This window comes from Mesorhizobium sp. L2C084A000 (assembly GCF_000502875.1).
Taxonomy (GTDB): Bacteria; Pseudomonadota; Alphaproteobacteria; order Rhizobiales; family Rhizobiaceae; genus Mesorhizobium.
On record NZ_AYWX01000011.1, the window covers coordinates 226483 to 247804 of the forward strand.

Annotated in this window: 20 protein-coding genes; 9 read left to right on the forward strand and 11 right to left on the reverse strand. The window is 62.2% G+C overall.

The genetic code is table 11. The features are described 5' to 3' along the window. Positions 1-317 precede the first annotated feature (317 nt). From X735_RS143535 to pepN, 3 genes are all read right to left on the reverse strand, one after another. Positions 318-578 (reverse strand): type II toxin-antitoxin system prevent-host-death family antitoxin, encoded by a 261-nt coding sequence (locus tag X735_RS143535; RefSeq protein WP_023812822.1) that lies wholly within the window; start codon positions 576-578, stop codon positions 318-320. A 108-nt stretch (positions 579-686) separates the two neighbouring features. Beyond that, entirely contained in the window at positions 687-3008 is a 2322-nt protein-coding gene (locus tag X735_RS143530; RefSeq protein WP_023812823.1) for a PAS domain-containing sensor histidine kinase, read from the reverse strand. A 175-nt stretch (positions 3009-3183) separates the two neighbouring features. Beyond that, positions 3184-5829, reverse strand: coding sequence for an aminopeptidase N (gene pepN / locus X735_RS143525; protein WP_023812824.1), 2646 nt, complete (start codon positions 5827-5829; stop codon positions 3184-3186). 156 nt (positions 5830-5985) lie between these two features. Between pepN and X735_RS143520 the strand changes: the two genes are divergently transcribed. Then, a complete protein-coding gene (locus tag X735_RS143520) occupies positions 5986-8292 on the forward strand; it encodes a xanthine dehydrogenase family protein molybdopterin-binding subunit (RefSeq protein WP_023812825.1) in 2307 nt (768 codons plus the stop codon). A 71-nt stretch (positions 8293-8363) separates the two neighbouring features. After that, entirely contained in the window at positions 8364-9266 is a 903-nt protein-coding gene (locus X735_RS143515) for a DMT family transporter (protein ID WP_245273271.1), read from the forward strand. Here the strand turns inward: X735_RS143515 and X735_RS143510 are convergent, their stop codons facing one another. Continuing rightward, positions 9267-10079, reverse strand: coding sequence for a helix-turn-helix transcriptional regulator (locus X735_RS143510; RefSeq protein ID WP_023812827.1), 813 nt, complete (start codon positions 10077-10079; stop codon positions 9267-9269). Positions 10080-10171: 92 nt separating this feature from the next. After that, positions 10172-11041, reverse strand: a complete 870-nt coding sequence (locus tag X735_RS143505; protein ID WP_023812828.1) for a uracil-DNA glycosylase — start codon at positions 11039-11041, stop codon at positions 10172-10174. A gap of 352 nt (positions 11042-11393) precedes the next feature. On the opposite strand from X735_RS143505, the gene X735_RS143500 reads away from it, so the two are divergent. Together X735_RS143500 and X735_RS1000000168910 are read left to right on the forward strand one after the other, a co-directional pair. Beyond that, positions 11394-11771 (forward strand): hypothetical protein, encoded by a 378-nt coding sequence (locus tag X735_RS143500; RefSeq protein WP_023812829.1) that lies wholly within the window; start codon positions 11394-11396, stop codon positions 11769-11771. A 35-nt stretch (positions 11772-11806) separates the two neighbouring features. After that, positions 11807-11968: a hypothetical protein gene (locus X735_RS1000000168910; RefSeq protein WP_155930594.1), complete on the forward strand. Its 162-nt coding sequence runs from the start codon at positions 11807-11809 to the stop codon at positions 11966-11968. A 187-nt stretch (positions 11969-12155) separates the two neighbouring features. On the opposite strand, the gene X735_RS143495 is transcribed toward X735_RS1000000168910, so the two are convergent. Then, positions 12156-12800 carry a hypothetical protein gene (locus X735_RS143495; RefSeq protein ID WP_023812832.1) on the reverse strand — a complete coding sequence of 215 codons (645 nt, stop codon included), beginning with the start codon at positions 12798-12800 and terminating at the stop codon, positions 12156-12158. Positions 12801-12810: 10 nt separating this feature from the next. Here X735_RS143495 and X735_RS1000000168915 point away from each other — a divergent pair, with 10 nt between their 5' ends. The 3 genes from X735_RS1000000168915 (at position 12811) to X735_RS143485 (ending at position 15429) form a co-directional block, all read left to right on the forward strand. Then, positions 12811-12957, forward strand: a complete 147-nt coding sequence (locus X735_RS1000000168915; protein WP_155930595.1) for a hypothetical protein — start codon at positions 12811-12813, stop codon at positions 12955-12957. A gap of 63 nt (positions 12958-13020) precedes the next feature. Then, positions 13021-14700, forward strand: a complete 1680-nt coding sequence (locus tag X735_RS143490; protein ID WP_023812833.1) for an electron transfer flavoprotein-ubiquinone oxidoreductase — start codon at positions 13021-13023, stop codon at positions 14698-14700. A gap of 129 nt (positions 14701-14829) precedes the next feature. Continuing rightward, positions 14830-15429 carry a DUF922 domain-containing protein gene (locus tag X735_RS143485; protein ID WP_023812834.1) on the forward strand — a complete coding sequence of 200 codons (600 nt, stop codon included), beginning with the start codon at positions 14830-14832 and terminating at the stop codon, positions 15427-15429. Between the two features lie 4 nt (positions 15430-15433). Here X735_RS143485 and X735_RS143480 read toward each other — a convergent pair whose 3' ends face one another. The 5 genes from X735_RS143480 to X735_RS143465 form a co-directional block, all read right to left on the reverse strand. Next, the gene (locus X735_RS143480; RefSeq protein ID WP_031213576.1) at positions 15434-16480 is read right to left on the reverse strand and encodes an endonuclease/exonuclease/phosphatase family protein; all 1047 of its coding nucleotides are present in this window, start codon (positions 16478-16480) and stop codon (positions 15434-15436) included. A 70-nt stretch (positions 16481-16550) separates the two neighbouring features. Next, a complete protein-coding gene (locus X735_RS143475; protein WP_023812836.1) occupies positions 16551-18056 on the reverse strand; it encodes an AMP nucleosidase in 1506 nt (501 codons plus the stop codon). 74 nt (positions 18057-18130) lie between these two features. Beyond that, positions 18131-18325 carry a hypothetical protein gene (locus X735_RS143470; RefSeq protein ID WP_023812837.1) on the reverse strand — a complete coding sequence of 65 codons (195 nt, stop codon included), beginning with the start codon at positions 18323-18325 and terminating at the stop codon, positions 18131-18133. A gap of 40 nt (positions 18326-18365) precedes the next feature. After that, entirely contained in the window at positions 18366-18524 is a 159-nt protein-coding gene (locus X735_RS1000000169360) for a hypothetical protein (protein ID WP_023812838.1), read from the reverse strand. A gap of 225 nt (positions 18525-18749) precedes the next feature. Then, on the reverse strand, positions 18750-19091 hold the full coding sequence (locus tag X735_RS143465; protein ID WP_023812839.1) for a DUF2147 domain-containing protein: 342 nt from the start codon (positions 19089-19091) through the stop codon (positions 18750-18752). Between the two features lie 449 nt (positions 19092-19540). On the opposite strand from X735_RS143465, the gene X735_RS143460 reads away from it, so the two are divergent. Together X735_RS143460 and X735_RS143455 are read left to right on the forward strand one after the other, a co-directional pair. After that, positions 19541-19807 carry a sel1 repeat family protein gene (locus X735_RS143460; protein ID WP_013532614.1) on the forward strand — a complete coding sequence of 89 codons (267 nt, stop codon included), beginning with the start codon at positions 19541-19543 and terminating at the stop codon, positions 19805-19807. A 392-nt stretch (positions 19808-20199) separates the two neighbouring features. Beyond that, positions 20200-21321 (forward strand): ABC transporter substrate-binding protein, encoded by a 1122-nt coding sequence (locus X735_RS143455; RefSeq protein ID WP_023812840.1) that lies wholly within the window; start codon positions 20200-20202, stop codon positions 21319-21321. The last annotated feature ends 1 nt before the right edge of the window (position 21322 follow it).

A 21322-nucleotide genomic window follows, 5' to 3' on the forward strand; every position in this document is an offset into this window, starting at 1 on the left:
TGCTTCCCGCGATGGGCCTGAGATCGGGACCCGGCCAGAGGAAGTCATTGGTTTCGGTCACGACGATCCATGACGGCGTGTCATCGAGGCCGAGATGGGCTTTGAGTGGCGCAGGTATTTCTACTGCATCGGCAGGATCAGCCGGTGGCGAGTGTGTGACCGGAACGACCGTTATGACTTCACGGCCCTCCACGACCCGGCGCGCGGCGACAATGGCGCATGGTCGGTTTTTGCGACCTTCTTCGGCACCCTTTCGTGTTCTCTCACCCAGAGGTAAGAATAGGAAATCACCAGACCCGGGATAGGTTTGGGCAGGCTCACGGTGTCCAGTCTTTGAGCATCGCATCGAGCCCGGCATATTCGCTCGGTACGGCGCTTTCGGCGATGGCGTTCAGCGTCTCATCATCCAGTTCTTCCGCGTTACGGGCGACTCGTCCCTTGACCAACACCTCGAACATCGCCGCCGACAGGAGTACCGTGTGGGTCCGGCCATTCTTTGTGATTGCGACCGGCGCACGCTGGGCAGCGTCCTGAAAACGCCCGACATTCTGCTGGAATTCTGTTGAAGTCACTCGCATGACAAAGTCTACCTTTCTTATCTAAGGTGGATAAAATAGATAACTTTGTCAAAGCGTTTCACCTCGCGTCCATGAGGTGGGATCAGGCCTGGGATGGTGATAAAATATTCACGCTGCAACCTTGATCGCCGGCACGGCCCTCTTCACCGGAATGCGCACCGACACGATCGTGCCGACACCTTCGCTCGACCGGATCTTCAGCGCGCCGCCCTGAAGCTCGGCCAGCGAACGTGAGATGGCAAGGCCAAGGCCAGACCCGGCATGGCTCTTGGAGAACTGGTTCTGCACCTGCTCGAAGGGCCGTCCTAGCTTGCCGAGCGCCTCCTTGGGAATGCCGCAGCCATTGTCCTCGATCGTCAGCACCAGCGCGCCGGATGTGTTGCGGGCCCTGACCGATATGTGGCCGCCCTGGCCGGTGAATTTCACCGCATTGGACAAAAGGTTGATGACGATCTGCTTGATCGCGCGGCGATCGGCGACCAGCGTCAGCGCATCGGCAATGCGCGTTTCCACGGTGATGGCCTTTTGCGCCGCCTGCAGCGAGACGACGCGAACCGTTTCGCTGATCAGCGGGCCAAGATCGATCTCTTCCCGGTCCAGCGAGAATTGGCCGGCCTCGATCTTGGACATGTCGAGAATGTCGTTGATGACGCCCAGCAGATATTTTCCGCTGCTGTTGATGTCGGTGGCATATTCCTCGTAGCGCTCCGATCCGAGCGGGCCGAACAGCCCTTGTTCCATCAGTTCGGAGAAGCCGATGATGGCGTTCAGCGGCGTGCGCAACTCATGCGACATGTTGGCCAGGAATTCGGATTTGGCCCGGTTCGCAGCTTCGGCGCGTTCGGTTTCCTTCATGTATTTGCGGTTGAGGTCGACCAGTTCGCGCGAACGCTCCTCTTCGGCCCGCCGCGCGAGGCTGAGATCATGGATCGTTGCCATCAGCCGTCGCTCGCTGTCGACCAGCTTCTCCTGGTGCAGCTTGATCTGGGTGATGTCGGAGCCGACCGAGACGATGCCGCCGTCCCGGGTCTTCAGTTCGTTGACCTGCAGCCAGCGGCCATCGGCCAGCTGCCGCTCGAAAGTGGCGCCGCCCTGCAGGCCGCTGGTGTGGGCAAGCCGCCGTTCGGAAGCAAAGGCCAGCATGCGTTCTTCCAGCGCCGCGCGCGCGGTGCCCGGCATCACGTCGCGGTCCGAAAGCCCGTTGTCCTGCTGGTATTTGGAATTGCACATGATCAGGCGCTGCGTCGAATCCCACAGCACGAAGGATTCGTTGATGTTCTCGATCGCCGTTCTGAGGCGAAGGTCGGCAGCCTCGGAACGCAGCGCCAGATGACGCTGTTCGGTGACGTCGACGGCGATACCGATCAGCTGGATCTCCGGCGCTTCCGGATCGATGACCTGTGCCCGTGCGCGCATCCAGATCCATTGGCCGTCGGCATGGCGCATGCGGAACACCTGGTCGATGTGATCGATCTCGCGTGCGACGATTCTGTTGGCGAGCTCGAACAGGTCGCCGTCCTCGGGATGGATGATCTGATCGACCTCGCCGAAGGACAGCATCGTTTCGCACGGCTTGTAGCCGAGCATGTCGTACATCGAGCGCGACCAGTACATCTTGCCGCGCACCATGTCCCAGTCCCACAGGCCGCAGCGGCCGCGAACCAGCGCCATGTCGATGCGCTGATGCGCTTCGAGGTAGATGCGGTCGGCCGCCTGCGCACGCGCGGCCTGGCCGAAATAGGCATAGAGGATGACGATCAGCACGCCGGCCGTCAGCACGAACAGGGTGACGTTCAGCGAAACGGTCTTGCGCCAGGCATCGAAAACCGCGTCCTGTGGCACCAGGGCCGCCGATGCGCCCTTTCCGCCATCCGCCAGGCTGACCGCGGCGTACCAGTCCCGTCCGCCGATGTTGACGTCCATGACGCCGGCACGATCGCCGAACATGAACAAGGGCTGGCCGCCCTCGACGAGGCCGTCCAGCGAATGGCCCTGCCATGGCATCGAGCGCGGCGTCACCGCGACGATCTTGAAAGCGCTGTCGGTGATGACAAGCACATGGCTGCGGCCCATCGCGCCCTGACGGCTGGTGGTCTCCAGCAGATCCTGTATGGCGCCGGGCACCGTTTCCGAGGTGGTGGCGAGCGAACTGGCCAACTGGCCCGCCGCCAGCGTCAGGATCGCCTTGGCATTGCGCTCGACATCGTCGCGCTCGTTCATCAGTGACAGCACGCGCAGCGCTGCGATGACGATCAGGAAGGTGATGATGAGGGCGGGTATTGATCGGCGCAGCAGCGGCTCGGCGGCCAGAAGCCGCCGGTAGGCCGGTTCGGCGATGAGCCGCGTATTCCCGGCAAGACCGTCGCCGCGCGTCTCGCGATGCGCAAAAACCGTCCCTCCGGGCGCGCCCCACGCGTCCGCCTTCGCCATAAATGGCACTCCCCGAATTTGCCTATGCTGCTTGGCGATCCGGCAAACGCCGCACATCCGAATCGTCAGTAAAGAATCAAAGGTGATTCGCCTTGTCCAGTGGTCCGGCGAAAAAAGATTAAAAATCGACTAAAATAACGCCGAAACGGCCCAATGTCTCTTGCCGGGCGCCCGCTTATGCCAGCGTACGCTCGACAATATCCCGCAGATCCGCCGATAGGTTTTCGGCGCCGGCGATCGACAGCAGCGCTTCCCTGGCCTTGGCTTGCCGCAAAGGTTCGAGCGAACGCCACGATCTGAGCGCCGTCGCCAGCCTGGCTGCCACTTGCGGGTTGCCCTTTTCAACCTCGAGCACAGTCTGAGCAAAGAACCAGTAGCCTTCGCCGTCAGCACGATGGAAGCCGGTCTGGTTGGCGCTGGAGAAGGTGCCGATCAGCGAGCGAACTCGATTCGGATTGCCCATCGAGAAGGCCGGGTGGTTGGTCAGGGCCTTCACGGTGTCGACGGTTTGCGGCCCCGGAACGCTGGCCTGGATCTGGAACCATTTGTCCATGACCAGCGGGTCGGACCCATAGGTCGTCTCGAAAGCCGCCAGCGCCTCGACCGCCTCGGGCGAACCGTGGTGACGATGCGCGAGCACGGCAAGTGCTGCCGCGCGGTCGGTCATGTTGGTCGCCGACTGGAAATGCCCGGCGGCGAGTGCTGCTCCACCCGGCTGCAGCGACAGATAATCCAGCAAGGTGTTGCGCAAGGCGCGTCGTCCGGCGCTCGCCGCGTCGAGGCTGAACGCTTCTCTGTCGGCAAGGCTGCGGTAGAGGCCCGAAAAAACGTCCCGGTTCGCAGTGCCGATCGCCAGCGCCAGTGCCTCGCGAGCCGCATAGATGGCATCGGGGTCGATGTTCCTGCCGATGTCGCGGGCGATGTCGGCTTCGCCGGGCAATGCCAGCGCCAGTGCTCGATAGGCCGGCTCCAGCGTCTCGTCACCGGCGATGCTGCCGGCGAGTTCGATCAGCCGCGGTGCAAAGGCCGGCTGCTTGCCGCCGAGGACCTCGCGGAAGGCTGATATCAGTGCATCGGTCAGCAATGTGTTGAAGGCCTGCCAGCGCGAGAAGGCGTCGCTGTCATGGCGGGCGAGAAAGAACTGGTCGTCGGCTTTCTGCTCGACGGACAATGTCACCGGCGCCGAAAAGCCGCGGTTGAGCGACACGGCCGGGCGCTCGGTGACGCCTGAAAACCGCACCATGTGGCGGCGCTTGCGGATATGGATGACGCCGTCCTCGACGCTGGCGCCTTCGACGCCGCTATACGGCACAGGCTTGCCGCCGGCGCCGATCAGGCCGAAAGCCAGCGGGATGTGCATCAGCCGCTTGCGGCTTTCGGACGGTGTCGGCGGCACCGACTGCTCGATTTCGAGCGTGAATTCTTGCGCGGCCGGATTGTGCGTCGAACTGATCGTCAGGTTCGGCGTGCCTGCCTGATGATACCAGAGCGCGAACTGCGACAGGTCGCGGCCGGACGCATCCTCGAACACCTTGATGAAATCCTCGATCGTCGCCGCGTCACCGTCGTGTCGCTCGAAATAGAGGTCCATGCCGGCGCGAAAGACGTCGGCACCGAGAATTGTGCGGATCATGCGCACCACTTCGGAGCCCTTCTCGTAGACCGTCGCCGTGTAGAAATTGTTGATTTCGCGGTAGCGGCGCGGCCGCACCGGATGCGCCAGCGGACCTTGGTCCTCGGGAAACTGGTGGGCGCGCAAGGTGCGCACTTCGGCGATGCGCTTGACCGCGCGCGAACGCTGGTCGGCAGAGAATTCGTGATCGCGGAAAACCGTCAGGCCTTCCTTCAGGCAGAGCTGGAACCAGTCGCGGCAAGTGATTCTGTTGCCTGTCCAATTGTGGAAATACTCATGCGCGATGATCGCCTCGATATTGGCGAAATCGGCGTCCGTCGCGGTCTCCCGGTCGGCCAGCACATATTTGTCGTTGAAGATGTTAAGGCCCTTGTTCTCCATCGCGCCCATGTTGAAGTCGGACACGGCGACGATGTTGAAGACGTCGAGATCGTATTCGCGGCCGAACGCCTCCTCGTCCCATTTCATCGACCGCTTCAGAGCATCCATCGCGTAGCCGGCCAGGTTCTCCTTGCCGGGCTCGACATAGATGCCGAGTTCGATCGTGCGGCCCGATAGCGTGACGAAACTGTCCGCAAGCTGGCCGAGATTGCCGGCCACCAGCGCGAACAAATAGGACGGCTTGGGGAAAGGGTCGTGCCACACTGCATAGTGCCAGCCGTCGCCGAGGTCGCCCCTGTCGACCGGGTTGCCGTTGGACAGGAGCAGCGGCGCTTCGTCACGTATTGCCTCTATGCGCACCGTGTAGACGGACAGGATGTCGGGACGATCGAGGAAATAGGTGATGCGGCGAAAGCCCTCGGCTTCGCATTGCGTGCAGTAGACATGGCTCGAGCGGTAGAGGCCCATCAGGGCTTCGTTGCCGGCCGGCGCCACCTCGGTCTCTATGAGCAACTGGAAGCGACGCGCCGCCGGCGGCTTGAGGATGGTCAGTTGATCAGGCGTCGCCAGCAGATCCGCCGGCTTTACCTTCTTGCCGTCGATCTCTATGCGCTTGAGGGTCAGCCCGTCGCCGTCGAGCACCAGCGGTGCTGACACGGAGACGTCGTCACGACGCTCTATCGTGAGCACGGCGGTGACACGCGTTGCGTCTGGCGAAAGGCGGAAGGTAAGGTCGGTTTTCGGAATGAGGTAGTCGTTGGGGCGATAGTCTTCGAGTTTGAAGACCTGGCCGGTGTCCGTGCGCATTCCGTGGGTTTTCCTGTCGATTGCGTTGGCGGCGGATTGTGTCCGCTGGTCCAAGAAATTTGAAGTCCGCGCTCTTTACACGAAACCGCCCCTCGACAAAACTGAGGCAATGCCTATTTCAGGCGTTCCTTCTCCTGTCATCATCACGAGGCATCCATGACCGTCGTCACACCGAAATTCGGCATGGGCGCATCCGTGCTGCGGCGCGAGGATGCCGCCTTCATCCAGGGCCAGGGCCGCTATACCGACGACATCCAGCCGGCTGGCGTCCTGCATGGCTATGTCCTGCGCTCGCCGGTCGCCAAGGCCAGCTTCACCATCGGTTCGACCGAGGCGGCGAAGGCGGCACCTGGCGTCCATCTGGTGCTGACCGGCAAGGATCTTGCCCATCTCGGCGATCTGAAATCCGGCGTCATGCAGGAACAGCCGGACGGCACCAAGGCTCCGACGCGCGACATCCCGATCCTGTGCCGCGACCGCGTCAACTATGTCGGCGATGCCGTTGCCTTCGTCGTCGCCGACAGCCGAGCCTTGGCGCAGGATGCCGCCGAACTGATCGATGTCGACTACGACGGCGAAGACGCGGCCTCGGGGACGGCAAATGCACTTGCCGAAGGCACGCCGCTGGTCTGGCCGGAGCTTGGTTCCAACCGCGCCTTCAGCTACCACATGGGCGACAGGAAAAAGACCGAAGCGGCTTTCGCCAAGGCCGCCCATGTCACCCGCATCGAGTTCGTCAACAACCGGCTGGTGTGCAACTACATGGAGCCGCGCTCCGCGATCGGCGAATGGAACGTTGAGGAGAAGCGCTTCGTGCTGACCACCGGGTCGCAAGGCGTGCACTCCATGCAGTATATCCTGGCCAGCGTGTTCAAGATCAAGAAAGACCAGCTGCGCGTCATCACGCCTGATGTCGGCGGTGGTTTCGGGCCGAAGAGCTTCGTCTACCGCGAATATCCGCTGGTGCTGGAAGCGGCAAAGCGGCTTGGCCGCCCGGTGAAATGGGCGGGCGACCGCACCGAACACTTCCTGACCGACGCGCAAGGCCGAGACAATTTCGTGAAGGCCGAGATGGCGCTGGACAAGGACGGCCGCTTTCTCGGCATGAAGGTGGACCTGCTCGCCAACATCGGCGCCTATATCTCGCAATACGGTCCGTTCATCCCCTATATCGGCGTCACCATGTCGACCGGCGTCTATGATATCCAGGCGCTCGACGTCTCGGTGACCGGCCTCTACACCAACACCTGCCCGGTCGATGCCTATCGCGGTGCCGGCCGACCGGAAGCAGCCTTCCTGCTGGAAAAGCTGGTCGATGCCTGCGCCCACGATCTCGGCCTGCCTGTCGAGGAGATCCGCCGCCGCAACTTCATCCGGCCGGAGCAATTTCCCTATCGGACGCAAACCGGCCGCCTCTACGACACCGGTGAATTCGAAGGCCATATGGAGCGCGCCATTGAGCAATCCGAATGGAAAGCGTTTCCGGAGCGGCTGGCGCAATCGAAGGCCGGCGGAAAAATCCGCGGTCTCGGCATGGCGACCTATATCGAGGCCAGTGCCTTTCCGGGCTCCGAACCGGCCTTCGTCGAACTCAATGGCGATGGCACGGTGACGCTGAAGATCGGCACCCAGACCAACGGGCAGGGGCACGCCACCGCCTATGCACAGTTCCTGTCGGAAAAGCTCAATCTCGACATCGACAAGATCCATGTCCGCCAGGGCGACACCGACGAATTGAAGGCCGGCGGTGGCACTGGCGGCTCGCGCTCCATTCCGCTGGGGGGTGTATCGGCTTCCCGCGCGGGCGAGGATCTGGCCAACAAGATCAAGCGCATCGCAGCCGACGAACTGGAGGCTTCTGCCGGCGACATTGAGCTGTCTGATGGTGTTGCCCGCATCGTCGGCACCGATCGCTCGATCGATTTTTCCGCTATCGCCAAGGCCGCCAAGACATCAGACGATCTCAAGGGCTTTGGCGAGTTCGTGCAGGACGAATGCACCTATCCCAACGGCACCCATATCTGCGAGGTCGAGATCGATCCCGACACCGGCGCGACCGAGATCGTCCGCTACACCATCGTCGACGATTTCGGCGTCACCGTGAACCCGATCCTGCTTGCCGGCCAGGTGCATGGCGGCGTCGTGCAAGGTATCGGCCAGGCACTGACCGAGGACACTATCTATGGCGAGGATGGACAGCTTTTGACGGCGAGCTTCATGGATTACGCCATGCCGCGCGCCGACAATTTCCCGTTCTTCCATTTCGAGACCCGCAACGTGCCTTCGACCACCAATGCACTCGGCATCAAGGGCGCGGGCGAGGCCGGCACCATCGGCTCGACGCCTGCGGCACTCAATGCGGTGACCGACGCGCTCTGGCGCGCTTATGGCGTCAAGCACATCGACATGCCGGCAACGCCGGCGCGTATCTGGACGACGATCCGGGAAGCGTCGGGAGCGTGAGAGCAGGCCCCGGCAGCCCCTCGGCCACAGCCGGCGATGATGCCGGCGGGCACGACACGCTTACCGGCATCATGCTCAAGATCGTGTCGGTGGCGGTCTTCGTCGGAATGCAGACCTGCATCAAAGCCGCAGGCACGGTTCCGGCCGGCCAGATTGTCTTCTTCCGCTCTTTCTTCGCCATCTTCCCGATCATCGCCTTCCTGGCCTTCAGGAAAGAACTCGGCACTGCCTTCACCACCAGGCGTCCGTTCAACCACATCGCCCGCGGCCTTGTCGGCGTCTGCGCCATGGGGCTCGGCTTTTTTGCGTTGACCCGGCTGCCGCTGCCGGAAGCGATCACGCTGAACTACGCGCAGCCGCTGCTGGTGGTGGTGTTCAGCTCGATCTTCCTCGGCGAGGCCATCCGTGTCTATCGCTGGAGCGCGGTCGCGGTCGGCCTGGTCGGCGTGCTGATCATCTCCTGGCCGGAACTGACGCTGCTGAGTTCCGACGAGGCGCTCGACGATCAGGAAGTGCTTGGCGTCATGGCCGCTCTTGTCGCGGCGGCGATCTCGGCCGTCGCCATGCTCTTGGTGCGCAATCTCGTGCAAAGCGAGCGCACAGCGACCATCGTGCTGTGGTTTTCGGTGACGGCAAGCGTCATGTCGCTGCTGTCGCTGCCATTCGGCTGGCAGGCGCTGACGCCGCTCCAGGCAGCTCTCCTTGTTGCCGCCGGCTTCTGCGGCGGCCTCGGCCAGATCCTGATGACGGCGGCCTATCGCCATGCCGAGGCCTCGGTGGTGGCGCCGTTCGAATACACCTCGATGATCCTCGGCGTCGTCGTCGGCTATCTCGTCTTCGGCGACGTCGCCACGCTCCATATGCTTGTCGGCGGCCTGATCGTCGTCGCCGCCGGCATCTTCATCATCTGGCGCGAACGCCAGCTTGGCCTGGAGCGCACCCGCACGCGCAAGGCGTCTTTGCCTGAAGGGTGATTACGACAGCTCGGCTCGCTCCTTCGCCAACCGAACCAGCACTGTCCTCGTCTGTTCATCGGCGGGGAAAAACGATTCGATCGCCAGTTCCGAAAGCGTCACGTCGAGCGGCGTGCCGAAGACAGTGATGGTGCTGATGAACGACAGCACCTGATCGCCATGCGCCAGCCTGAGCGGATGCACGATGGCATTCGGCTCGACGGACACCGGCCGGCTGCCTTTCAAGCCGGACGGGTAACTGCGCAATTCGCGCTCCAATTCGACCAGCACAGGGTCACCGCTCGCGTCGTTCTGGTGTTTCAGGCGCTCGAGCAGATGCGTTCGCCATTCCTGAAGGTTGACGATGCGCGGTGCGATGCCGCCGGGATGCAGGCTGAGGCGAAGCACGTTGACCGGCGGCGTCAGCAGCGAAGCCTCGCTGACATCGTCAAGGAAGGGTGCAATGGCGGCATTGGCCGAAACCAGGTTCCAGTGGCGGTCGACGGCGAGTGCCGGGAAAGGCTCGTGGCCTTTGAGGACGATCTCGACGGCCGCCATCGCCGGCGCCAGCGTCGTGTCGGTCAGGGAGCGTTCGCCGAAGCTGGGCGCAAAACCGGCGGCGAGCAGCAATTGATTGCGTTGCCTCAGCGGTATCGACAATTGCTCGGCCAGATGCAGCACCATGTCGCGCGAGGGCGCGGCGCGGCCGCTTTCGACGAAGCTCAGATGCCGCTGCGAGATCTCGGCCTCCATGGCGAGGTCGAGCTGCGACATGCGGCGGCGGGTGCGCCATTCGCGAATGAGGCTGCCGGCGGACGTTTGGGGTGTTGTCATGAGGCATGATTAGGTCGAGAGCAGACGTATTTCAATTACCTCGGAGGTTATCGGTACGGCATCCATGTCGGAGATTGGCTACTCGCCAAGCCTCAGCCAACTTCCCGCAGCTTTGCCTTCACCTCGAGAAAATCCCGCCACGCCAGCTTCTTGTGCGCGGGCGTTCGCAAGAGATAGGCCGGGTGCAGCGTCGGCATTGCCGGAATGGCGATGCCGGATGCCGTCGTGTGGACGCGCCAGTTGCCGCGCAGCCGCAGGATGCCTTCACTCGTATTGAGCAGGGTTTTTGCCGACGGACCGCCAAGGTTGATCAGCACCTTCGGATTGACCAGTTCGATCTGCCGCTCGATGAATGGCCGGCAGATCTCGGTTTCGTGCGGCGTCGGCGTGCGATTGCCCGGCGGCCGCCACGGAATGACATTGGCGATATAGACCGAAGTGCGGTCGAGCCCGATCGCCGCCAGCATGCGGTCGAGCAGCCGGCCCGATCGGCCGACGAAGGGCAGGCCCTCGATGTCCTCGTCGCGGCCGGGTGCCTCGCCGACCAGCATGACGGCGGCTTCCGGGTTGCCGTCGGCGAACACCAGGTCCTTGGCGGTGGCCTTGAGATTGCAGCCGTCGAACGCCGCCATGTGCTGGCGAAGCTCGTCAAGCGTTGTTGCCGTCGTTGCCAATTGGCGGGCAAGTGCTGCCTGAATTTCGTCGGGAACCGTGGCCGACGGTGCGCGCAAAACAGGTGGCGCATTTGGCCTGTCGCCCCCTTCGGGGCGATTTGTCGAACGCTGCTGTGCGGCGGTGCCGCCCGCAGGCGCCGCGGTCGGCGCGCGCTCCGCCGGCTTTGGCGCAACCTCGGCAAACCGGTTCACCGGCTGGTCTTCAAGCGCCTCGTCGACGCCCGCGCTGGCATAAAAGGCCAGCAGGTCGGCAATATCAGGTCTGTTGTTTGGGGAAGCAGCAGTCATGGATTCACATTCGTCCGCGTGGCGGCAATTTGCAAGGCTGGCCTCTTGCTCCACCCCGTCGGTATGCGCGGATCCTGCACCAGATAGAAGGTCCATCTGGGCGTATAGTCGGTCATCAGGAAGGCGTGCACTTTTATCCCACGTGTCCATGCATCAAGAGTGGACCCGGAATGCGCACCTTCACCGAATGTATGCGTTCCAAACATGAGTCGAACAACGGAATTGCTGGACAGCGGTCAAAGGAAATAGTGCACTCTCACCGCATACTTGGGCGGCGCGCTGGTGGCAGGCTGAGATTCGGAGTAAAAGACAAGTGTGCGGGTGTCTGCACTTACACAGATCGGATATTGTAATGGCAACGGAGAAAATCGACAAACCAGAGGATTTCATAAATTCCTTTTCATTCCACGATGTTAGTTTGGACCGAATAAATATCGATTTCGATAGTCAGACTGCGAAGCTGGTTACACCGGATATGAATTGGAATTACGAAGGCAGCTGTGGATATGTTAAGAGACCGTGCAGCTTAATATTTGGAGGGGCAACCGCGTATTTCATAGACGTTATTGATTTGGAAGGAGTAAGAATAGGAGACATGAGCACAAATCTCATAGGCGAATTGATTTTGGCAAATATTAATCTTAATCTTGGGGGCGGCAGCTCTGGCCGGGGGCGAGGTCGTGGCAGTATTAGTTTTATGTTTAAAACTCTTGAAATAGCCGACATGTAATACCCGCCCCTACCGCCACGGGCGTCTCTCAGCGGATGGATCGGAATCACACCCTCCGGCCCGCGCCTTCCAATGTGCTGGCCACGCGTCTGTCGAGCGGTAGCGCCGAGATCGAGGTGCAGCCGAATTTCGAAGCGGTGTCCTACGTGATCAGCGATCTGACCGTTGTCACGCGGCTGCAGGGGATTCGGGGCTGATCGACCTCAACGCCGCTGACCAACCTGCTTGCCCAGCGTTTCGCCTCGCTTGGCGTTGATCCGGAGACGGCCAACTAGTTGGCGATCACAGTCGAATATTCCCGCAGCGGCGCCCGCATCTTTGCCGCAGCCGGGAGCGCAGGGAGCCACCGTTCGCGTGCCGGCATCGCTTAGATATCGGCATATTTCACCCCGTCGGTATGCGCGGATCCTGCACCAGATAGAAGGTCCAGCGCGGCGTGTAGTCGGTCATCAGGAATTCGAACCTGGCGGTTTTCAACGGGTCGACCTTGCCATTCCGGAACAGCAGCCGGTCATAGGGTTCGAAATCGCGATCGAAATCGGCGAAATTGCTCGACAAAATATTGTCCGGCGTCTTGTTGCGCTGGTCGAAGGAAAGCCCGTCGCCGAACACGCTCGGCCGATTCAGGATCTCCTGCAATTCGAACTGGAATTCGACCCAGGCCTGGCCGCTGTTGTTGAGCACCTCGATGCGCATATACATCATGCCGTTGGCGAATTCGCCGGCCTTGCCGAAGGCCTGGATCGGCTTTGTCGTGCGGATCGTCAGCGTCACCGGCGTTGACGAATTCAGCTCTTCGGTGATGACGAACGGATCGTCCTTCGTCCCGATGCCCGAGGCGCCGGTGATGCGAAAGCCGCCAAGCTCGTCGGAGAAGGAGTAGGCGCCTGCCGCCCAGACCTTCACTTCGTCGGCGGCAGCGTGATGCGGCGCCAGCATCAGAAGGGCCAAAAGGAGCGCCCGGCGGATCCGGCCGGGCGGGAAAAGAAAGCGCGTCGATGAAAAGCCGGCTGGCCCAGGAATGCGCATGGCGTGAAGTATGGCCGATAAGCAAGCCGTCGAACAATTAAAAACGCGCGCTTCGCAGGCAATGCCGGGCGAAAAGCAGTCTTCCAGCCTCGCAATGCGCGACTTTTTGGCCAAAACGGCATTGTCACGTATGCGCCGGTTTCCTGTCGTCAATTGATGCGCTATGCAGCGCGGGAGCCAGCAAGATACCCGAATGGGATAAGCCAGTGCGGAGGGGTTGATGAGCGACATCGAACGCGAAAGCATGGAATTCGACGTGGTTATCGTCGGCGCCGGACCGGCGGGCCTCGCCGCTGCCATCCGCCTCAAGCAGGTCAATCCCGAGCTTTCGGTCGTCGTCCTGGAGAAGGGCGGTGAGGTCGGCGCCCATATCCTCTCCGGCGCCGTTGTCGATCCGATCGGCATCGACCGGCTCTTGCCGGGCTGGCGCGATGAGGACGGCCATCCCTTCAAGACGCCGGTCACATCAGACCATTTCCTGGTCCTTGGTCCTGCCGGCTCGTTTCGCCTGCCCAACATGCTGATGCCGCCGCTGATGAACAATCACGGCAACTACATCGTCTCGCTCGGCAATGTCTGCCGCTGGCTGGCGACCAAGGCCGAGGCGCTCGGCGTCGAGATCTATCCGGGCTTTGCCGCTGTCGGCCTGCTCTACAATGAGCAAGGCGCCGTCACCGGCGTCGTCACCGGCGACATGGGCATCGAGAAGGACGGAACGCACGGTCCGGGTTTCGCACCCGGCATGGCGCTGATGGGCAAATATGTGCTGATCGGGGAGGGCGCTCGCGGCTCGCTCGCCAAGCAGCTGATCGCCAGATACAAGCTTTCCGATGGCCGCGAACCGGGCAAATATGGCATCGGCCTGAAGGAACTCTGGCAGGTCAAGCCGGAGAACCACCGGCCGGGCTTGGTCCAGCATTCCTTCGGCTGGCCGCTTGACTTGAAGACCGGCGGCGGCTCGTTCCTCTACCACCTCGAGGACAATCAGGTGGCGGTCGGCTTCGTCCTCCACCTCAATTACAAGAACCCCTATCTGTCGCCGTTCGAGGAATTCCAGCGCTTCAAGACCCATCCGGCGATCAGCGGGACTTTCGACGGCGCCAAGCGCCTCGGCTATGGCGCGCGCGCCATCACCGAGGGCGGCTGGCAGTCGGTGCCGAAACTCTCCTTTCCCGGTGGTGCGCTGATGGGATGTGCGGCGGGCTTCGTCAACGTGCCGCGCATCAAGGGCTCGCACAATGCCGTGCTGTCCGGCATGCTGGCGGCCGAGCATGTCGCAGAGGCGATCGGTGCCGGGCGCGCCAACGACGAACTCGCTTCCTACGAGGAAGCCTGGCGCGCGACCGACATCGGCAAGGATTTGAAGAAGGTGCGCAACGTCAAGCCGCTGTGGTCGCGCTTCGGCACCATCGTCGGTGTCGGCCTCGGCGGCCTCGACATGTGGCTGAACACGCTGTTCGGTGTCTCGCCCTTCGGCACGCTGAAGCATGGCAAGGCCGACTATGCGACGCTCGAGCCTGCCGCCCAGCACAAGAAGATCGCCTATCCGAAGCCCGATGGCGTGCTGACCTTCGACAGGCTGTCCTCGGTGTTCCTGTCCAACACCAATCACGAGGAAAACGAGCCGGTCCACCTGCTTGTCGGCGACATGGAACTGCAGAAGCGGTCCGAGCACGATGTCTTTGCGGGCCCCTCGACGCGCTACTGTCCGGCCGGGGTTTACGAGTGGGTCGACAAGGATGGCAATGCCGCCGCCGATCCCACGGCCAAGGATGTGCGCTTCGTCATCAACGCGCAGAACTGCGTCCACTGCAAGACATGCGACATCAAGGACCCGAACCAGAACATCAACTGGGTGCCGCCGCAAGGCGGAGAAGGCCCGGTCTACCAGGGCATGTAGGCCCGCGCCGGCCACAGCGTGCAAAGACCCCGACGACGGCTCGGGGTCTCCCGTGGCATGTGAAACATTAGGACTGTTGAAACTGCCGCGCGCTTATGGTTCCATTCCTTGACGATAAGGAGATGGCCAATGCGCCTGGCGGTTCTGGCATGCCTTGTGGCGATCGGTGCGCTGTTCGGTTTGGCTTCGGCGGCCTCGGCCGGCACCAGGGTGGTGGTCAAGACGCGGACCTACGACATCACCGGGAACACGGGGCTGGCGCTGATGCAGGCTATGGACCGCAAGGGGCCGAAGCACGGCTTCATGACGCATGCCATCGCGCTGACCGGCTACGCGGTGGACTGGGACCTTGACACCAGCCAGGACAATGGCGTTTGCCGCTTGCGGCGTGCCAACGGCACGCTCAATCTCTTCTATACGTTTCCGCGTGTCGCCTCGGCCACCACTCCGACGCTCCGGAAGCGCTGGACGCGGTTCTTCGCCGGCGTCCGCGCCCATGAGGAAACCCATGGCCGCATCGCCAGGGAGATGATGCGGGCCACGGAAAGATCGATCTCCGGCCTCAGGATTGCCGACGACCGGTTCTGCTACAAGACACGTCGCGAGGCACAGCGACGTATCAAGGCCACCAATGCCGCATATGAGGCCAAGCAGCTCGCTTTCGATGCGCGCGAGCATCGCGACGGCGGCCATGTCCAGCATCTCGTCATCGCTTTGGTCAGGCCCTGATCCATCAGCCTGGCGTCTTGCCGGTCTGAACAATGGCCGCGGTCGCGGTTTCATGTTCATCGAGCGGCTTTTGCTGGTTCGGCCTGAGCGAGAACTCCACCATGACCGGAAGGTGATCCGAGCCGGTGTCTTCCAGCCGTGTCGCGGAATGGATGGTCACACCGCCCTTGCTGAAAACCTGGTCGATCGGCAGGCCGGCGAAGCGCCGCAGCAAGTCCGGCAGCTTGATGTGGATCCAGGTCGGGCCGGCGGAAGGCATCACGGTCAGCCCGCCAAGCGCCGCGACCCGCCGCACGGCGGCACTCCACGGCGCGGCATTGCAGTCGCCTGCCATGATGGCCGTCCCGCCGAGCGCGGAAAGCGGCTCCGTCAACTCGCCGATCTGCCAGTACTGCTCGCGTGGCCACGGCCAGCTGAGATGGATCGCCGCGACATCGACGTCGATGCGGCCGAAGTCGACGGTCGCTGTCGCCATGGCGCCGCGCCTTTCGCAACGCGCCTCGGCGCCGGCGGCAAAGGGCCGCCGCGAAAGCAGCGCGACGCCGAATATGCCGTTGGGATAGGGACAGAGGATCCGGTATGGATAGGCGCTGCTGATATAGCCAAGCTCGGTCGCCCACATCGCCGATACCTCGTCCAGGGTGATCACGTCGGGACTGGTCCGGCCGATCAGCGACAGCACCTTCTTCGGCGTTGGATTGTCGTAGCGCAGGTTCATCTGCAGCAGCTTGTAGATCGCCCGGTCTTCGTTCTTGGCTTCATAGGCGGCCTGAACCGGCCACAGGCGGGAGAAGGACAGCGACCCGGAAGTGGTGGCGAAGGCCGCCACGGCAAAAAGCAGTGCCACGGCCGCCTGCAGGCGAAATGTCGTGGCCAGCAGCGGCAGTGCGCAAAGCGCCATCAGCACGGCAAGGTGGACGCGGAAATGCGAGAAGGAATCGAAGGCGGGATGCAGCGTTCCGAAAAACCCGGCCACCAGCGCGATCGAACAGGCCAGCATTGCCAGGAATGCAACCGAAATCAGCAATGTCCCGAAGCTCGCTCTCTCCATGCCGCCTGCTTATCGGCAGAAATGCGGCCCAATCAAGATGAGAAATGCCTACGCGATGCGTGGTATCGGCCTACTGGAACGCCGTTTCCGAAAAACTTCTGAGCTTGCGCGAATGCAACCGCTCCATCGGCATTTCCGCGAGCTTCTCCATCGCCCTGATGCCGATGGTCAGGTGCTGCGCCACCTGGCGCTTGTAGAATTCGGTCGCCATGCCGGGCAGCTTCAACTCGCCATGCAGCGGTTTGTCCGAAACGCACAGCAGCGTGCCGTAGGGAACGCGGAAGCGGAAGCCATTGGCGGCGATGGTCGCCGATTCCATGTCGAGTGCGATGGCGCGAGATTGCGACAGACGCTGGACCGGGCCACGCTGGTCGCGCAGTTCCCAGTTGCGATTGTCGATGGTGGCGACGGTGCCCGTGCGCATGATGCGCTTCAGGTCGTAGCCGGTAAGGCCGGTGACTTCGGCGACGGCTTCCTGCAACGCCACCTGGATCTCGGCCAGCGGCGGGATCGGCACCCAGACCGGAAGATCGTCGTCCAGCACATGGTCCTCGCGCACATAGGCATGCGCCAGCACATAGTCGCCCAGCGCTTGGGTGTTGCGCAGGCCGGCACAGTGGCCGAGCATCACCCAGGCATGCGGCCTCAGCACCGCAATATGGTCGGTGATGGTCTTGGCGTTGGAAGGCCCGACGCCGATATTCACCATGGTGATGCCGCCATGTCCCGATTTCTTCAGATGATAGGCCGGCATCTGTGGCAGGCGGGGAACTGCGACGCCTTCACTGGGCGCGCTTTGCCCGCCCTTGGTGATGACATTGCCCGGCTCGACGAACTCCGTGTATCCGCCGCCGCCATTGGCCATCAGGTCGCGGGCGCGGGCGACGAATTCGTCGATGTAGAACTGATAATTGGTGAACAGCACGAAGTTCTGGAAATGCTGCGGCGTGGTCGCCGTATAGTGCGACAGCCGGTGCAGCGAATAATCGATGCGCTGCGCCGTGAAAGGGGCCAGGGGCCTCGGCTCGCCGAAGGCGACTTCGAAGGTGCCGTTGGCGATCTGGTCGTCGGTGCCATCGAGATCCGGCACGTCGAACAGGTCGCGGATCGGCCGCTTGATGCGCTCCGCCGTCGCGCCGTCGACATGGGTGCCTTCAAGGAAGGCGAAATGCAGCGGGATGGGTGTGGTCGATTCCGACACCGTGACCGCAACCCCATGATTGCGCATGATCAGGCGCAACTGCTCGACGAGGTAGCTTTCGAACAGGCCCGGCTGGGTGATGGTGGTGGAAAAATGCCCAGGCGTCGGCATATGGCCATAGGCCTGGCGCGAGTCGATCTGGGTGAATGAGTTGGTGGTGACGCCGATCTCCGGATAGAAGGCCCGGTAGCGCTTGCCATTGTCGCCGCCTGCTGCCGCCAGCTCTGCGAAGGAGTCGCGCAGGAACTTGGTGTTGCGGTCGTAAAGCGCCTGCAGTGCCTTGACGGCCTTTTCGGCGCTATCAAAGCTTTGCCGGCCAAAAGGCTCCGGCATGACGACAGATTCGATGGCTTGTGGGTAGATTCGCTTTTCCATGGCTCAATATAGAGACTTGGATCGGCACTTGGGAGGGGTGTCGCGACCGAAGGCGGCCAAAGCGCCGTTTTTCTTCAACCGCGCTGCAGGCTGACCAGGAGCACAAAGCCGACGCCGGACTTCTTCAGGGCTGGTGCGTCGATCGTCGAGCCGGCATCGGAGCGCATCATCGGCACGGCCAGAACCGGAGCGGCCAGAACCGTCAGGATAAGCGCCGCCCGCGGCAGAAGCCGAAGGGTCTTGAGAGTGTTGGCGGCGATGCGGTTCATGGTGTTTCAGCTTTTCTTTTCGAGGTCTTGGTTTCTTTGTTCAGTTGCGAAGATGGGTGGGGCAGGCGAGGCGGCAGGTTCTGGAACTGGCTTCGTCCCAGGCGCGGGCCGGACGGCCCGCTTCGGCGACGAGGATGGCGAAGAACATTCCAAACAGGCTCACCAGCAGGCAGACGATGGTGAAGCGGCGAGCAAGCATTGGGTCGGTCTCCTTCAACACGCCGGAGAATGCCCTGATGCAACTGAACCGGCTCTGATGCCGGCGTTCATCTGCGGTTCAAGATGGTTGACGGGGCTTCGACGGCGCCGGCGTCGGTTTGGATAGCCGCCGGCGGGTATCGAGCATCACCGGCGCAGGATGTGTCGACAAAACGAAAACGGGGCCCGTCGAGGCCCCGTCATCATGTCGTAAGGGTGCGGTCGATCAGAGCTTGTGCCAGGTCTGGCTCTTGCAGATCAGTCCGCCGAGCACGCAGCCGCTCATCTTGAGAGAGCTGCCCGACAATGTCGCCTTGCCCGAATAGGTCTTGTCGTTTGCCGGATCGGTGATGTTGCCGGCATATTTGTTGTCGCCCGTCGCCTTGAGCGAGCCGATGGTCTTGCCGGCATATTTCCCGGACCTGAGGGTGATGGAAAACGAGCCGCCGCCGGCGATGGCCGCGGTTTCGCCGGCCTGCGTCTTCCAATTGCCTTCGATCGGATCGGCCCATGCCGCACCCGCCACGATCAATGTGGCCGCAAGGGCCAGGCTCAGTTTTCGAAACATGTCTTCCTCCCTGTGGATGTCCGGCCGGACGCTCCGCCTCGCCGGTCTGCCGCTTACGCAAACGTAAGCTAATCCAGCTCCCGGCAAAACAAAAGCGGTGCCGTAGCGGAAGACTTTGGGATTTTGAAGCCGCCTGAAAGCGCCTCCTCGACGACGAAATGAAACGTTCGGCGCATCGCCTTTGTCTGCCGTGGTTAGCGAAGTCTTGCCTCCGCGTGAGAAAACTCTCGTCAAATTTGACGCAAGCAGGCTGAATTGCTGGGTTTGTATCCTTAACGATTTTCGGCGTTTACCTCTTGTTTTAGCTTTGTTTTCCTCAAATTAAGCACGCCATTTAACGACGGATTCAAGCCTGCACGGCATTCTCGAAAGCATCGGAAGAGCAGCCGGCAAGACGAAAGAAGGCAGCTCTCGGGAGCCTGACAGGGGCCGGAAAACAGGGGATTGAAATGGCACGTTTTGAAATGCTTGAAGCAGGTTTCGGCGCCATGGGAGCAACTGCCCAGGCCGACATCCTTTTCGAACTGGGCATGATGTATGCGACCGGCCGCGATTGCGAGACCGATGTCGTTGCCGCCCACAAATGGTTCAACATCGCCGCCATCAAGGGCTCGGCCCGCGCCGCGGAACTGCGCTCGGAACTGTCGGCGGCCATGTCGAAGGTCGAGATCGCCACCGCGCTGCGCGAAGCCCGCGAATGGATGACCATGCACTGAAATCTGCCGATCGCAGACAGGCTATCGAAGACAGGGAAGCTCCGGGATCAAGGCCGCACAGACGGCCAGACCCGGCGGAACGAAGGCCGCGCAAGACGGTCACGGTGTCAAGAAAGAGAACGCGGCAGGCCGCAAGGCCCAGTCGTGCGCGACACAGGGAAGCTGAGCGGGATTCTTAGGCGCGGGGGCGCCTCGAGATTGCTCGACGGGCAAAAAAAGCCACGACCAGCCGGAACAAGGCTGGCGTGGCTTTTTGCGTGGATGACGTCTCGCAGGCCCAATCGAGCGGCGCCAATGCGCCTAGACAGGCCGAATGAAGGATGAAATTGTCCGGCCTCTCTGGAAGAAGCGCGGCCGGGGCGGCCGCGCGTGAGTGGAGGAGTTCTACAACAATGAAAAAATTGAGCATTTTGAACGCAGCCATATTCGGCCTGATGATGAGCACGCCGGTCGCATTCGCCGATGACATCACCTTTGCGGTGATCGGCCCGATGACCGGACAGCTCGCCACAATCGGCGATCAGTTCAAGCAGGGCGCACAGGCCGCTGCCGACGCGATCAACGCCGCTGGCGGCATCAACGGGTCGATGATCAAGCTTGATATCGAAGACGACCAGTGCGATCCCAAGCAGGCCGTGTCGGTTGCCAACCGCGTCGTCGCCGATGGCGTCAAGTTCATCGACGGCCATGCCTGCTCCGGTTCGAGCATTCCGGCCTCGGCCGTCTATGCCGAAGCCGGCGCGCTGATGATGAGCCCGGCTTCTTCCAACCCGGTGCTGACCGACGCGGCCGCCAAGGCCGGCTGGCCGACGATCATGCGCCTTTACACGCGTGACGATGCGCAGGGCGCCTTCATCGGCCCATGGATCGCCAAGAAGTTTGCCGGCAAGAATGTCGTCGTCCTGCACGACAAGAGCGCCTACGGACAGGGCGTGGCTGACGCCGTCAGGGCAACGATGAATGCCGGCGGCCTCAAGGAGGTCTACTATGACGGCATCAACGCTGGCGAGAAGGACTATTCGGCTCTCGTCACCAAGCTCAAGGACTTGAAAGCCGACGTCGTCTATTTCGGCGGCTACCATCCTGAAGCTGGCCTGATCCTGCGTCAGTCGGCGGAACAGAACCTGAAGTTCCAGCTGATCATGCCGGACTCCATCGCCTCGCCCGAATTCTGGCAGGTTGCCGGCCCGGCCGGCGAGGGCACCATGTTCGTCTTCCCGTCGGATCCGCAGGCAAAGCCGGAAGCCAAGGCTGCCGTCGAGAAGATCAAGGCCGGCGGTTTCGTGCCGGAGGGCTTCACGCTGTTCTCATACGCCACCATCCAGGCATTCGCCGAAGGCATCAAGCGTGCCGGCAGCGACGACCCGGCCAAGGTTGCCGAAGCGTTGAAGAACGGCACGCCGATCAGCACCGTTGTCGGTGATGTCACCTTCGACGAGAAGGGCGATCTCAAGAATGCCAGCTACGACATCAACCAGTGGCATGACGGCAAATACGCGCCGATCGCGCAGTAAT